Source organism: Salarchaeum sp. JOR-1 (genome assembly GCF_007833275.1).
Classification (GTDB): Archaea; Halobacteriota; Halobacteria; order Halobacteriales; family Halobacteriaceae; genus Salarchaeum.
In genome coordinates this window covers 2227829-2240944 of sequence record NZ_CP042241.1, presented here as the reverse complement: position 1 = coordinate 2240944, position 13116 = coordinate 2227829, and the positions used below count along the sequence as shown (strand labels likewise).

Sequence of the window (13116 nt, the reverse complement as noted above, 5' to 3'; positions counted from 1 at the left end):
TGTTGAAATCCTCAACCAGTGATGGGTTTCAGCAGTCTTGCTGAATACAACGCGCGTACTCGCCACAAAGATACTATGTATTTTCACGTCATCGAGAGCAATTGATGCCTCTCGGTGAATTTATCCTCGCCGCAACCGGTGACGCAATTCTCACACCCCAAGGCGTCGAATTCGAAGATCAACCCGAATCTTTCAACGCGCTACTCAACGTTCTCCGGAGAGCAGACGCTTCGATAGCCCAAGTTGAGCCCGTCTTGGTGGACGAAGGCACCCACCATGCCTCACTTCGGCAGGTGACCGACCAATACCAGTATCTCGGGCCGTTCCCGGGAGCTATCATGGGAGCGCCGCCCGCAGTGCTCGATGAGTTGACCAAAATGGGGCTGAATCTGTTCACAGTCGCCTCAAACCATGCACTTGATTTCGGCCAAGACGGGCTCCGAACAACGCTCGCTGCTATGCGGGAACGCGAGTTGCCGTTCGCGGGAATCGGCGAAGACCTGGCCGACGCACGGGAACCCACTTATCTGGAAACAGAAGCCGGTCGCGTGGGGGTAATCGACGCATCGACTAGTGTTCCTCCGGGTGGTGAGGCGGGCGTGTCAACATCGACGTTCAGCGCTGAATGCGGGATCAATCCACTCCACGTCGAATGGACGTACCGGATCCCGCCCGAACAACTCGACCAGCTGCGAGCAATCGCTGAGACTGTCGGTATTGAGGACGTCAAAAACGAGTGGCTCCGCCGGGAGAATCCGGACTGGCACACCGACGACGCCTACTACTTCATGCAGATGCGGTTTGCTCCGGCAACTGCTGAGCGACCGTCAGGCATCTATCAGTCCCTCCATCGACGTGATAGCCAGGCAATCCTCTCTCAAGTGGAGACAGCAAACGCGAATGCGGATTGGGTCGTGATGGCGCTTCACTCTCACCAAGCACGGGATGGCAACCGGAACACCAACGAGATACCAGTGTTCCTCCAGCAGTATGCGCATACGTGTGTTGACGCCGGGGCTGACGCTGTCGTTGTGACCGGGCCACACACGACTCGTGGTATCGAGATCTACCAGCAACGACCGATCTGTTACTCGCTCGGGAATTTCTTTTTCCAAGAAGAGGCCATCTTTCGGATTCCGAAGACTGCCGATGCGGATCTGGACTCGACTGTCCCGGACGTTCGCGGTGACGATGCATCGACAGAGGTTGATTCGGACGGTGATCACGATGCGGACAACTGGCAATCCATCATTCCAGAGATCGTGTTTGACGACCGAGGGCACCTCGATCAGGTGACTCTGTATCCGTGTACTCTTCAACCAGATGCGGAACCGCCCCAGCGTGGCACACCGGTACTCGCAACTGGTGAGCAGGCGCGTACAATCCTCCAGAAGATCGCTACCCGTTCAAAACGATTTGGAACAACCATTCATACTGAGGATGGGGTTGGCGTCATCGATTCTGCATAATCCGCTATATTTAACAGCAGACACCTGACAGCGTCCATAGATTAGACGACCTAGTTGTTAGCTGTGCTCTCTGTATTCAGCGAAACGCCGAGAACAGCAACGGAATCTGGGGATGATTCGGTGGTACGTTCGCAATCCCACTTATCCGTTGTTTCACAGCAGATAGTGTCTGAACAGGAAGATTCGATACTAGACGTCCATCTAGTGGCGTTGCTCACTCATCGTTGCAGTCAATCGAACATCGCGTCGCCAGACGAGCGTAAGGGTCACTACAACACGCATAATGCCCAACGCCAGTGGGAGCGGTTAACTCCCAGCCAGCCAGTTGCCAGCGGGGGTCTGGTAGAGACGTGTTGCTGGAGCCCCACCGCCGAGTGCGACCGCCGCCAGACCGGCGAGCGTCTGGACAACATACTGATCAGACTCAACGTAGCGGTAGACCCCAACAAGCACCGGCAGGCTTCCGAGCGCGAGACCGAGTACCTCCCCGGTCAGCGGATCAACGTACAGTATCCAATACAGCGCGAGGAACGCTCCGCGGAGGATCGAGCGGTCAAACTTCTGTGCACGAGTTAGCTGAGGAACCATATCGGATTCATCAACGGGTTTGAGTTAAGTAACTCGGAGGGTCAACGGAGGACTGTACGTGTCGATTCAACGAGAGTGTAGCCGCAGTGTGTGAACTGCTCTATGATGCCCTCGTTCTGCGTTTCGCCTATCGTCTCGCCCGTCCGTGGGTTGTACTACTCACGTCCGAAGACCACTCAAAGCGCCCTCTGAGCTGGTCACGCTGATACTGTTGGGTAGTGGGAATTCCAAGAAAGCCCCGTCTATTCGATCAGATTCCAGTAGAGTCATAGTAGTGGTATTGCTCAGATATAAAAACTGACAGAGATGGTGGGTGACGGACTTCAAGACCGGCAGCTCCAACGCTCTGCGGCTCCACTTAACGACCGGCTACGCCTCAGTCTCGTCGCCGCGGCACTCCCTGTACCGTTAGCTATCGGTCTCGGACTAGGATACCAGGAGCTCATCCCCGGAACAGCGTATGGTGTAGTTGGGAAAAACTTCAGCTACGGCCTCGCGTCCCTGTTCGTGATTGGCGGTGTATATGCCTTGTTCAGTCCGGCAGCGCGAGCGGTTGCGTTTCGATTTGACCGCCCGCGCAAGGACGAACTTGCGTGGGCACTGTTAGGTTTTCCGATTGGCACAGCGCTGTATCTCGGTGCAACCGCGGCGACAGAAGCGGCGGGGCTCACGATGCGTGGATACGAATACACCTTGTCTGACCCGCTTACTATCGCGGCAGTCGTGTTCGGTGCAGTACTGGTTTCGCCGCTTGCTGAAGAAATCCTGTTCCGTGGTATGGTGCTCGGATCGCTGCTCGGGCGAGGCATTCACCCGGTAGTGGCCGGTGGACTGGCAATCCTCGCGTTCGGACTTATCCACGTCGCATTGCTCGGTATCGCCGGCGTACTCACGATGTGTGCGTGGGCGATTGTCTCGACTGCTATCCGCCTTCGATTCGACAACCTCAGCGGGGCCTGGCTCGTGCATCAACTCAACAACCTCTGGGGGTACATCGTCGTCGTCGCATTCGGACTCGGATAATCTGATTCTCACTCCCGTGTATCAATCGGTGTATACTGAGTCAGAGCGCGAACGGCGCGTTGCAGCGACTATCGGTCGCCGTACGCATTACAGCCAACCCCGTCCCACTTGTCGGCGCACCACTCTGGAACTGTGGTGGGGTGGGTGGCCGGCGGGCGTCGGTTCTCGCGTCGGGTTTTCCTGTCGGGAGTCGTGTCCGGTGTGTCGTGTGGGCGCGCCGTGACTTCCGACAATTTTTGTCGGTGGAGTGCGGTTGGTGTGGTATGACTAGTCGTGGTTCCGCTGGTGGGTCGCGTGTGCGGCTGCCCGAGGTGGTGCCGTTCGAGGTGTCTCGGGTGTCGCGCGAGAACTGGGAGAACGGGTCACGAGTCGCTGCGGCGGACGCGTCGTCGCTCCGCGGGCGCTGGGGTACCGTGGGGTCGTCGTGGGAGGTGTCGGTGTTCGTGGCGACCCGGGAGACGGTGTTGTTGCGGGTGCGGACACCGGTCGGCCGCGAGCGGTTCTACGAGACGACGCAGCGGGACGTGCAGGGCGTGGTGACGGGGCTCAGCGCGTCGTCGCGCTGGCGGCGACTGGACTAGCTTTCCGCCGGATTCGGCGTCGAGGCGCGTGTCGCGATCACCGCGTTTCGCACTCGGGGCGGTCGACGCGGTCGGTCAGACGGGGGTGTGGCTGGCGCGGTAGCCGTCCGCGACGTCCGCGACGTCGTCGACCGCGTAGAGTTGGATGTCGCGTTCGCGCTTGGTACGGACGGGGAGGTCGTAGTTCGCCGCGGTGTACGCGAGGTCGTCGTCGGTTCGTTCGACGTACGCGCGGTGGGCGGCGAGGCGCTCGCGCGCGACCGTCCGCGACCGTTCAGGGATCTCGCTCACCGTGTCAGCGAACCGTTCGACGAGCGACGCGTCGAGTTCGTACCCGACGGAGTTCCGCGCGGCGCACATCGCGGCGGTCGTGGTGGTTCCCGTCCCCCAGAAGGGGTCGAGGACGAGGTCGCCGCGGGTGGAGTACATGTTCACGAGTCGGTATGGAAGCTCGAACGGGAACGCGGCGGAGCGCTCGCGGTCGGCGTTCTCGACGGCCTGGAGTTCGCCCGTGATGTCCGTCCAGAGGTCGCTGAACCACTCGTTTCGTTCCTCCCAGAAGTACGCGGAGGCGTAGCGGTCGTCGTCCATCGGCTCGAACTCGCGTTTCTCGCCCTTCCGGAAGACGAGGACGTACTCGTGTTCGAGCGTGACGTACGCGTTCGGCGGCAGCATTCCGCTTCCCATGAACTTCGCGGCGCTGTTCGTCGGTTTCCGCCAGACGATCTCGGGGAGCGGGCTGAGGCCGCGCGCCGTGAGCGCGCTCGTGACGCGCGCGTGGTTCGGGTACACGCGGAACTCGTCGAGCGTGCGAGTGGCGTCCCCGACGTTCACGCACGCGATACCGCCGTCCGCGAGGACGCGCGCGACCTCGTCCCAGACCGCGTCCAACTGGGCGTGCATGGACTCGAACGCCGCCTCGCCGTCGCCGTCGTCGAGCGCGTCACCGACCGCGGGGTCGTCCTCGCGGAAGAGGTCGTCCCACATCTCTATCATGGGGTACGGGGGCGAGGTGACGACGAGATCCACCGAGCCGTCCGGGAGGGCGGCCATGTCGCGGGCGTCCGCGGCGAGCGTGCGGTGGGTTGTCTGCATTCGTTCGCCTAGTCGGCGCGCCCGCCCTATGGGGTTTTCCTCTCGGCCAGTCCCGCGACCTGGAGGGCGCGGAGGACGCCGAGGTAGAGCGTGCAGACGGCGATGACGAGGATGCCGAGGAGGGAGACGAGCGCGGAGAGCGGGACGAACCGCGCCTCGAACCGGTAGTACCCGATGTTCCCCGCGGCGACCGCGACGATGGCCGCGACTGCGGCGACGGTGATGAGGGAGAGCCCGGAGAGCACGATGGCGGCGATCCAGGGGTGGACGAACCGGTCGAGGAACGCGCGAACCGAGCCGAGCACGGACATGCCGCGCGGTACGCGGCGGGGGGAGAAGTGTGGTGCGGTTTCGCGGGCCGGACAACGCGCCTAAGTGTCGGCGCGCCGCACGCCCGGTATGGACTCGCGGCTCTCCCGGGAGAACGCGCTCCTCCACCGGGTGTGCGACCGCCTCGTGAACGCGTCCGACCGAACCGACCTCGAGGACGGCGTCTGCGAGGCGGTCGCGGGCGTCGACGGTGTGTCGTACGCGTGGCTCGGGACGCGGCGGATGACGGAGACCGTCGCGCCGCAGGCGTCCGCGCCGCCCGACGACCGTGTCGAGCGCGCGCTGGAACCGACTGCCGGCGGCGACGGCCCGGTCGGGCGCGCGCTCTCCGACCGCGAACCCGCCGTCATGGCCGTCGACGCAGTCGCGGACGAGGAACGCCGGAACGCCGCGACGGCCCGTGGCGCCGAACAGGTCGCGGCCGTTCCGCTCCTGTGGAGTGACGCGCTCTACGGCGTTCTCGTGGCGCACGCGTCTCGCGAGGCCGCGCTCGCGGGGGAGTTCGTGAGCGTGCTGTCCGAGGTCGGCGCGCTCGTCGGGGCGGCGCTCGCCGCGTCGGAACGCCGCCGCCGCCTCCACGCGGGCCGCCTCGTGGAACTCGACCTCCGTGTCACGGACTGCGGGCTGTTCCCCTACGACACGACCCGCGCGTTGGACTGTCGCGCGACGATGCTCGGGTACACGGACGACGACGGAGCGTTCACGGTGACGTTTGCGGTCACCGGCTCGGATGCGACCGCCGAGCGCGTGCGTGAGGCGGCGGACGACTGTGTTCGCGTGTACGAACCGCCGTCGGGCGGTCTGGTCGTGGAGACGACTCGATCCGCCGGGTCGGTGCTCGGCGCGCTCGCGGACGTGGGTGCGACGCTCGCCGACGGGAGCGTCGAGAACGGCACCGCCAGACTCACGGCGCGACTCGCGCCCGGCGCGACGATCCCCGCGGTCGTGGATCGCCTTGACGCCGTCGCGGCCACGGTTTCGGTCGCGTCGAAGCGCGAAATCGACCGCGCGGACGCGACCCGCGAGGGCGCGCTCGACGCGCTCACCGACCGCCAGCGAACCGTCCTCACCGCCGCCTACGAGAGCGGCTACTTCGAGTGGCCGCGCGACACGAGCGGCGACGACCTCGCCGCCGACCTCGACATCGCGCCCGCGACCTTCCACCAGCACCTCCGCGCCGCCCACCGCAACCTCCTCGACGAACTCCTCGCCGAGTAGCCAGCACGACCGAGTTCGACGTTCTCGACTGCTCGACGCTCCACGAGACTGGCATCCGTGCTGGTCACGCACGACGCAACAAAAAACGGACTCGAAAGTCCAGCCAACCACCGTGCGGTCGGGTGGGGATCTGCAACGGGTAAACGGTCGCCTCCGGCGACCGTTTAGGGGTTGCTAGAGCAGGTCTTCGATGTGGTCGACGACTTCCGCGGGGGTGTCGCCGACGGGGACGCCGGCGTCGTTGAGGGCGTTGATCTTGGACTCCGCGGTACCCGTCCCGGAGCCGGAGACGATTGCGCCGGCGTGACCCATGCGTTTACCCGGGGGTGCGGTGCGACCGGCGATGAAGCCGGCGACCGGCGTGTCCATGTTCTCCGCGATGTAGGCGGCGGCTTCCTCCTCGTCCTCGCCGCCGATTTCGCCGCACATCACGACGGCGTCCGTCTCGGGGTCGTTCTCGAACGCTTCGAGGGCGTCGATGAAGTCCGTGCCGATGATCGGGTCGCCGCCGATGCCGATGGCGGTGGTCTGGCCGATGCCGCGGCTGGTGAGGGTGTCGACGACCTGGTAGGTGAGGGTGCCGGAGCGGGAGACGAGGCCGACGTTCCCCGACTCGAAGATGTTGCCGGGGAGGATGCCGAGCTTGCTCTCGCCGGGCGTGATGATGCCGGGACAGTTCGGACCCTGGAGGCGCGTGTCCACCTCGCTCAGGCGCTTGTTCACTTTCGCCATGTCCTGCGTCGGGATGCCTTCCGTGATGGCGACGACGAGGTCGAGGCTCGTGTCGAGCGCCTCGAAGATGGCGTCCGCGGCGAACGCGGGCGGGACGAACACGACGGACGCGTCGGCGTCCTCTTCTTCGACGGCTTCGTCGACCGTGTCGTAGACGGGGACGCCGGCGACTTCCTGCCCGCCCTTGCCGGGCGAGGTGCCGGCGACGACGTTCGTCCCGTATTCGAGCATCTGTTCGGTGTGGAACTTGCCTTCGCCGCCCGTGATACCCTGTACCACGACGCGGGTGTCTTCGTCAACTAGGATACTCATTGGTCTTCCTCCGCGTATTCGACGGCGCGCTGCACGGCGCCTTCGAGGGTCTCTTCGACGGTGACGAGCTCGTCGTTCAGGATTTCGCGGCCCTCCGCGGCGTTCGTTCCCGCGAGCCGGACGACGACGCGCTTCGGGATCTCGTCGAACTGTTCGAGGGCTTCGTTGATGCCCTTCGCGACCTCGTCGCCGCGCGTGATACCACCGAAGATGTTGAACACGACGGAATCGACGTTCTCGTCGCTGAACACCATGTCGAGCGCGTTCGCGACGCGTTCGGCTTTCGCGCCGCCGCCGATGTCGAGGAAGTTTGCGGGCTCGCCTCCGTAGTAGTCCACGAGGTCGAGCGTGGTCATCACGAGGCCCGCGCCGTTCCCGATGATGCCGACGTTGCCGTCCAGGCGGACGTAGTCGAAGCCGTACTCGTTCGCCTTCGCTTCGAGTTCGTCCCCGGCGGCCTCGTCCTCCATCTCCGCGAGGTCGGGGTGGCGGAAGAGCGCGTCCTCGTCGATGTTGAGGACGGCGTCCGCGGCGACGACTTCGTCGTCGCTCGTGACCATCAGCGGGTTGATTTCGGCGTCGGACGCGTCCTTGTCCTCCCAGAGGTCGTAGAGGGTCGTGAGGACGCTCGAGACGTCGCGCGCGACGGCCTTGTCGACGCCGGCGTCGTAGACGACCTTCCGCGCCTGATAGGGATGCATGCCGAACGCGGGGTCGATGTGTTCGCGGGCGATGGCGTCGGGGTCTTCCTCGGCGACCTCCTCGATGTTGACGCCGCCCTTCGTGGAGACCATCGCGACGGGCTTGCCCTCGCCGCGGTCCATCGTCACGCCGACGTAGAGCTCGTTCGTGAAGTCGACCGCTTCCTCGACGAGAACCCTCTCGACGGTGTAGCCCTTGAGATCCATCCCGAGGATGTCCTCGGCCGCCTCGCGGGCTTCGTCGCTGTCCTCGGCGAGCTTGATACCGCCGGCTTTCCCCCGGCCGCCGACGTGGACCTGCGCCTTCACCGCGACAGGATACCCGAGTCGCTCCGCGATGGAGACGACGTCGTCGACGGTGGACGCGACCTCCGACCCCGGCGTCGGGATGCCGGCGTCGGCGAACACGTCCTTCGCCTGATATTCGTGAAGCCTCATGTGCGTTCGTTACTCCCGTCGGGCGTCGCTTAAAGCCGTCCATTTGTGGGAACGTACCACCCCGGAAACGACGAACACTTATCCGGATTCGCGGCGACTCTCGGGTGTATGCGCGCAGTCAGATTCCGCGAGACCGGCGGCGAGGACGTGCTTCAAGTGGAGGACGCGCCGACGCCGACGCCCGATCCGGACGAGGTGCTGGTGCGGGTGGCGGCCGCGGGCGTGAACCCCGTGGACACGTACGGCCGCCGAGGGAAGCGCGAGCCGCCCGCGTTCCCGATGACGCCGGGCGCCGACCTCGCGGGCGTCGTCGAGTCGGTCGGCGCGAACGTCACCGACTTCGGCGAGGGCGACCGCGTGTTCGGCACCGGACTCGGGCGCACCCAGCAGGGGACGTACGCGGAGTACGCGGTCGCGCGCCCCGACCAGCTCGCGCGACTCCCCGAGGGCGTGTCGTACGCGGAGGGCGCGGCGGTCGCGCTCGTCGGCGTGACGGCGTGGCGCGCGCTCGTCGACCACGCGGGCCTCGACCCGGCGGAGACCTGTCTGATTCACGGCGGGAGCGGCGGCGTCGGACACGTCGCGGTGCAGATCGCGGACGCCGCGGGCGCGACCGTCGTCACCACCGCGAACGACGAGTACGGGCGGTCGCTCCCCGACCTCGGCGCGGACGTGGTGCTCGACTACGCGCGCGACGACCTCGAAGCGGCGCTCGTGGCGGCGGGGCGGCCGGACGTGATTCTCGACCACCGACTCGACGAGTACCTCGACCTCGACGCGGCGGTCGCGGCGCAGGGCGCTCGCGTCGTCGGCATCGGGAACACCACGCCCGATGCGGGGTTCGCTGATGTGACGGCGGCGCGCCGCGCGGAACTCACGGTGTCGCTGATGAGCATGTTCAACACGCCGGACATCTCCGCGGTTCTCGAACGACTCGCGCGCTTGTTGTCGAGCGGCCGGCTCGCCCCCGAGGTCTCGCGGACGTACGACCTCGACGAGGCCGGGGCCGCGCAGGACGCCGTCCTGCACGACTCCGTCTTCGGGAAGATAGTTATCACCGTATAAGCGGGAAACTGTCTGATTTTGAAGTAATCGGTGGGCAGTCTGCGGGTTTTCTCGAACACTCTTCTGTGGGTTTAAGTAGTCGGGTTGTCGACTGTCGTGGTACGCTATGGCAGAACGAGAGACCTGGGCGACCCGTCTCGGGTTCATCCTCGCGGCGGTCGGTAGCGCAGTCGGTCTCGGGAACATCTGGCAGTTCCCGTTCAAGACCGCGACCAACGGCGGGGCGGCGTTCCTCGTCGTCTACCTCCTCGCCGCGTTCCTCATCGGGTTCCCGATCATCCTCGGCGAGTTCGCTATCGGGCGACGCGCGAAGATAAACGCCGTCGAAGCGTTCCAGCGCCTCAAACACCCGGCGTGGACCGTCGTCGGCGCACTCGGGCTGTTCACGGGGCTGTGGATACTTTCCTACTACAGCGTCGTCGGTGGCTGGGTTCTCCGGTACATCGTCGGCAGCATCACCGCCGGCTACTTCGGCAACCCCGCCGAGTACTTCGGCGCGGTCTCCATGGGCTGGGACGCAATCGCCTTCCACGGCGTCTTCATGGCGCTCACCGCCGGTATCGTGGCGTTCGGTGTCGAGGACGGCATCGAGAAGGCGACGAAGCTTATGGTTCCGAGCATCGTCGTCATCCTCGTCGGTCTCGCCGTCTACGCGTTCACCCTCGACGGCGCGGCGGACGCGTACAGCTTCTACCTCACGCCCGACTTCACGTACCTCGCCAACAACCTCGGCGACGTCGTCCCGTACGCGGTCGGGCAGGCGTTCTTCTCGCTCTCGCTCGGAATGGGCGCGATGATAACGTACGCGTCCTACGTCGGACGCGACGACAGCCTCCCCGCGGACGGCGGACTCATCACCGTCCTCAACACCGCAGTCGGCGTCCTCGCAGGGTTCGTCGTGCTCCCGCTCCTGTTCGCGCAGTTCGGCCAGCTCCCCGAAACGGCCGCGGGCGGCGGCCCGGGCGCGCTCTTCATCTCGGTCGCGTCCGCGTTCGCCGACCTCGGCCTGCTCGGCCGCGCCGCGGGCGCAGTGTTCTTCTTCGTCGTGCTCATCGCCGCGCTCTCTTCCGCTATCAGCCTCCTCGAAGTCGTCACCTCGTACTGCGTCGACCGGTACGGTCTCAGCCGGCCCGGCGTCGCGTTCGGCGTCGCCGGCGTCCTGTTCCTCTTGGGGACGCTCTCAGCGTGGAACACCGCCTGGCTCGGCTGGTTCGACACGCTCGCGTACAAGGTTCTCCTCCCCACGTCGATTCTGCTCGGCGTCGTCTTCGTCGGCTGGGTGTACGCGCCGCAGGCCGTCGATGAAATCGAATCGGGGTCGAACCTCGAACGGTTCGGATCCGTCTGGATCTGGTCGGTTCGAACGTTCGTCCTGCTCGGCGTCGTCGCCACGCTCCTGCTCGGCGTGAACTCCATCTACGCGATGCCGCCCCTCCCGTTCTGAGACCACGCGGTCTCGAACCGTCGTTTATGCGGAACGCCTTTTTGACTGCTGGTCGTTGGCCCGCGTAATGACAGGGTGTTCGAGTCGATGACGATGGACGACCGCATCGAGGAACTCCGCGAGAAGAAGGCCGAGGCCGCGAAGGGCGGCGGCGAAGACCGCATCGAGTCCCAGCACGAGAAGGGGAAGATGACGGCGCGCGAGCGCATCGACTACTTCCTCGACGACGACACCTTCCAGGAGTTCGACCAGCTCCGCACCCACCGCAGCCACAACTTCGGGATGGAGGAAGACCAGATTCCCGGGGACGGCGTGGTGACGGGCTACGGCGAGGTGAACGGCCGGAAGGTGTTCGTGTTCGCGCACGACTTCACCGTCTTCGGCGGGAGCCTCGGCGAGGTGTTCGCGGAGAAGGTGACGAAGGTGATGGACAAGGCGATGGAGGTCGGCGCGCCGGTCATCGGCTTGAACGACTCCGCGGGCGCGCGCATCCAGGAGGGCGTGGACGCGCTCGCTGGCTACGCGGACATCTTCCACCGGAACCAGCAGGCGTCCGGCGTCATCCCCCAGATTTCGGCGATCATGGGGCCGTGCGCGGGCGGCGCGGTCTACAGTCCCGCCATCACGGACTTCGTGTTCATGGTGAAGGACACGAGTCACATGTTCATCACCGGCCCGGACGTCATCGAGACCGTCACGGGCGAGGAGGTCGGGTTCGAGGAACTCGGCGGCGCGACCACGCACTCGAGCACGTCCGGCGTCGCGCACTTCGCGGAGGACTCCGAGGAGGACGCGCTGGACAACATCCGCCGCTTGCTCTCCTACCTCCCGCAGAACAACGTCGAAGACCCGCCCCGGGTGGAGCCGTGGGACGACCCCGAGCGCCGCGACGAGGAACTGCAGAGCATCGTCCCCGACCAGCCCCGGAAGCCGTACGACGTGACGAACGTCGTCGACTCCGTGGTTGACGAGGGGTCTTTTTTCGAGGTGCAGGAGAACTTCGCGAAGAACCTCGTCGTCGGGTTCGCCCGCCTCGACGGCCGCAGCGTCGCCATCGTCGCGAACCAGCCGCGCGTGAACGCGGGCACGCTCGACATCGAGGCGTCGGAGAAGGGCAGTCGGTTCGTCCGCTTCTGCGACTCGTTCAACATCCCCATCCTGACGTTCGTGGACGTGCCCGGGTTCCTCCCCGGCACCGACCAGGAACACAACGGCATCATTCGCCACGGCGCGAAGCTCCTCTACGCGTTCAGCGAGGCCTCGGTGCCCCTGATGACCGTCATCACGCGGAAGGCGTACGGCGGCGCGTACGACGTGATGGCGTCGAAGCACATCGGCGCGGACGTGAACTACGCGTGGCCGACCGCGGAGATCGCGGTGATGGGGCCGAAGGGCGCGGTGAACGTCCTCTACAGCGAGGAACTCGCGGAGGCCGACGACACCGACGCGAAGCGCGAGGAACTCATCGACGAGTACCGCGAGAAGTTCGCGAACCCGTACACGGCGGCCGACCGCGGGTACGTGGACGACGTCATCGAACCGCAGGAGACGCGGCCGCGGCTCATCGACGACCTCGAAATGCTCACCGGCAAGCGGGTCGACCAGCCCGAGAAGAAGCATGGAAACATCCCGCTATAGCGTCTCCCTGCCGGAGGACGCGAGCGAGGACGAGGCCGCAGCCATCGCAGCGGTCGTGAGCGCACATCTCCGCGACCGGGAGGCCGCGGCGGCCGCGGCCGCCGCCGAGGCGAGCGGTGAGGCGTCGTGGAACGGCGAGCGCTGGGAGTTCGCGGGTCGCGTGGCCGCCCTCCAGTCCCGGGAGGTTCGCGTGCCGGACGGCGCGCCGACCGACGCGTGGAGCGCGGCGGGGCGAACCGAGCGCTTCTAGCGGTAGCGGCCCGCTACCGCGCCCGCGGCGAACACGAGCAGGGCGGCGGCGGTCGCGGCGGCGAGCGGATACGCGTCCAGGGCCGGCGTCGGTATCAGGACGCCCCACGCGAGCACGGCGAACGCGACGGCGGAGACGAGGATTCCTGTCGAATCGAGCATACGCGGGAGTTCGATCGCGGACGAGTAGGTAGTTTCGGGAACAGGAACCGACACAATGAGTAGGCCGGTGG

At 65.6% G+C, this 13116-nt stretch carries 14 protein-coding genes; 8 read left to right on the top strand and 6 right to left on the bottom strand.

Annotated elements, in window-relative coordinates:
- Positions 1-104: 104 nt before the first annotated feature.
- Positions 105-1469: a CapA family protein gene (locus FQU85_RS12720; RefSeq protein WP_145848508.1), complete on the top strand. Its 1365-nt coding sequence runs from the start codon at positions 105-107 to the stop codon at positions 1467-1469.
- A 306-nt stretch (positions 1470-1775) separates the two neighbouring features.
- On the opposite strand, the gene FQU85_RS12715 is transcribed toward FQU85_RS12720, so the two are convergent.
- Positions 1776-2057 (bottom strand): hypothetical protein, encoded by a 282-nt coding sequence (locus FQU85_RS12715; RefSeq protein ID WP_206022050.1) that lies wholly within the window; start codon positions 2055-2057, stop codon positions 1776-1778.
- A gap of 306 nt (positions 2058-2363) precedes the next feature.
- On the opposite strand from FQU85_RS12715, the gene FQU85_RS12710 reads away from it, so the two are divergent.
- Both FQU85_RS12710 and FQU85_RS12705 read left to right on the top strand, forming a co-directional pair.
- Positions 2364-3080, top strand: coding sequence for a CPBP family intramembrane glutamic endopeptidase (locus tag FQU85_RS12710; RefSeq protein ID WP_145848507.1), 717 nt, complete (start codon positions 2364-2366; stop codon positions 3078-3080).
- Positions 3081-3343: 263 nt separating this feature from the next.
- Positions 3344-3661, top strand: a complete 318-nt coding sequence (locus FQU85_RS12705; RefSeq protein WP_145848506.1) for a hypothetical protein — start codon at positions 3344-3346, stop codon at positions 3659-3661.
- Positions 3662-3736: 75 nt separating this feature from the next.
- On the opposite strand, the gene FQU85_RS12700 is transcribed toward FQU85_RS12705, so the two are convergent.
- Both FQU85_RS12700 and FQU85_RS12695 read right to left on the bottom strand, forming a co-directional pair.
- A complete protein-coding gene (locus tag FQU85_RS12700; protein ID WP_145848504.1) occupies positions 3737-4756 on the bottom strand; it encodes a site-specific DNA-methyltransferase in 1020 nt (339 codons plus the stop codon).
- Between the two features lie 26 nt (positions 4757-4782).
- Positions 4783-5067: a hypothetical protein gene (locus FQU85_RS12695; protein ID WP_145848501.1), complete on the bottom strand. Its 285-nt coding sequence runs from the start codon at positions 5065-5067 to the stop codon at positions 4783-4785.
- A gap of 88 nt (positions 5068-5155) precedes the next feature.
- Here FQU85_RS12695 and FQU85_RS12690 point away from each other — a divergent pair, with 88 nt between their 5' ends.
- Complete coding sequence (locus FQU85_RS12690; protein WP_145848499.1) at positions 5156-6304, top strand: helix-turn-helix domain-containing protein; 1149 nt, start codon at positions 5156-5158, stop codon at positions 6302-6304.
- A 174-nt stretch (positions 6305-6478) separates the two neighbouring features.
- Here FQU85_RS12690 and sucD read toward each other — a convergent pair whose 3' ends face one another.
- Together sucD and sucC are read right to left on the bottom strand one after the other, a co-directional pair.
- Positions 6479-7348, bottom strand: coding sequence for a succinate--CoA ligase subunit alpha (gene sucD / locus FQU85_RS12685; protein WP_145848497.1), 870 nt, complete (start codon positions 7346-7348; stop codon positions 6479-6481).
- Complete coding sequence (sucC, locus tag FQU85_RS12680; protein WP_145848495.1) at positions 7345-8487, bottom strand: ADP-forming succinate--CoA ligase subunit beta; 1143 nt, start codon at positions 8485-8487, stop codon at positions 7345-7347. The genes sucD and sucC overlap by 4 nt, the downstream gene beginning before the upstream one ends.
- Before the next feature lie 108 nt (positions 8488-8595).
- Between sucC and FQU85_RS12675 the strand changes: the two genes are divergently transcribed.
- The 4 genes from FQU85_RS12675 to FQU85_RS12660 all read left to right on the top strand — a co-directional run bounded on the left by FQU85_RS12675 (position 8596) and on the right by FQU85_RS12660 (position 12884).
- Positions 8596-9552, top strand: coding sequence for an NADPH:quinone reductase (locus FQU85_RS12675; protein WP_145848493.1), 957 nt, complete (start codon positions 8596-8598; stop codon positions 9550-9552).
- Between the two features lie 106 nt (positions 9553-9658).
- Entirely contained in the window at positions 9659-10996 is a 1338-nt protein-coding gene (locus FQU85_RS12670) for a sodium-dependent transporter (RefSeq protein WP_145848491.1), read from the top strand.
- Between the two features lie 93 nt (positions 10997-11089).
- Entirely contained in the window at positions 11090-12634 is a 1545-nt protein-coding gene (locus FQU85_RS12665) for an acyl-CoA carboxylase subunit beta (protein ID WP_145848841.1), read from the top strand.
- Positions 12615-12884 carry an acc operon protein gene (locus FQU85_RS12660; protein ID WP_145848489.1) on the top strand — a complete coding sequence of 90 codons (270 nt, stop codon included), beginning with the start codon at positions 12615-12617 and terminating at the stop codon, positions 12882-12884. The genes FQU85_RS12665 and FQU85_RS12660 overlap by 20 nt, the downstream gene beginning before the upstream one ends.
- Here FQU85_RS12660 and FQU85_RS13435 read toward each other — a convergent pair.
- On the bottom strand, positions 12881-13045 hold the full coding sequence (locus tag FQU85_RS13435; RefSeq protein WP_168219991.1) for a hypothetical protein: 165 nt from the start codon (positions 13043-13045) through the stop codon (positions 12881-12883). The genes FQU85_RS12660 and FQU85_RS13435 overlap by 4 nt on opposite strands.
- Positions 13046-13116 lie beyond the last annotated feature (71 nt).

Coding starts and splice junctions, on each gene's coding strand:
- FQU85_RS12720 (WP_145848508.1), top strand. CDS start 105: ATGCCTCTCGGTGAATTTATCCTCGCCGCAACCGGTGACGCAATTCTC.
- FQU85_RS12715 (WP_206022050.1), bottom strand. CDS start 2,057: ATGGTTCCTCAGCTAACTCGTGCACAGAAGTTTGACCGCTCGATCCTC.
- FQU85_RS12710 (WP_145848507.1), top strand. CDS start 2,364: ATGGTGGGTGACGGACTTCAAGACCGGCAGCTCCAACGCTCTGCGGCT.
- FQU85_RS12705 (WP_145848506.1), top strand. CDS start 3,344: ATGACTAGTCGTGGTTCCGCTGGTGGGTCGCGTGTGCGGCTGCCCGAG.
- FQU85_RS12700 (WP_145848504.1), bottom strand. CDS start 4,756: ATGCAGACAACCCACCGCACGCTCGCCGCGGACGCCCGCGACATGGCC.
- FQU85_RS12695 (WP_145848501.1), bottom strand. CDS start 5,067: ATGTCCGTGCTCGGCTCGGTTCGCGCGTTCCTCGACCGGTTCGTCCAC.
- FQU85_RS12690 (WP_145848499.1), top strand. CDS start 5,156: ATGGACTCGCGGCTCTCCCGGGAGAACGCGCTCCTCCACCGGGTGTGC.
- sucD (WP_145848497.1), bottom strand. CDS start 7,348: ATGAGTATCCTAGTTGACGAAGACACCCGCGTCGTGGTACAGGGTATC.
- sucC (WP_145848495.1), bottom strand. CDS start 8,487: ATGAGGCTTCACGAATATCAGGCGAAGGACGTGTTCGCCGACGCCGGC.
- FQU85_RS12675 (WP_145848493.1), top strand. CDS start 8,596: ATGCGCGCAGTCAGATTCCGCGAGACCGGCGGCGAGGACGTGCTTCAA.
- FQU85_RS12670 (WP_145848491.1), top strand. CDS start 9,659: ATGGCAGAACGAGAGACCTGGGCGACCCGTCTCGGGTTCATCCTCGCG.
- FQU85_RS12665 (WP_145848841.1), top strand. CDS start 11,090: ATGGACGACCGCATCGAGGAACTCCGCGAGAAGAAGGCCGAGGCCGCG.
- FQU85_RS12660 (WP_145848489.1), top strand. CDS start 12,615: ATGGAAACATCCCGCTATAGCGTCTCCCTGCCGGAGGACGCGAGCGAG.
- FQU85_RS13435 (WP_168219991.1), bottom strand. CDS start 13,045: ATGCTCGATTCGACAGGAATCCTCGTCTCCGCCGTCGCGTTCGCCGTG.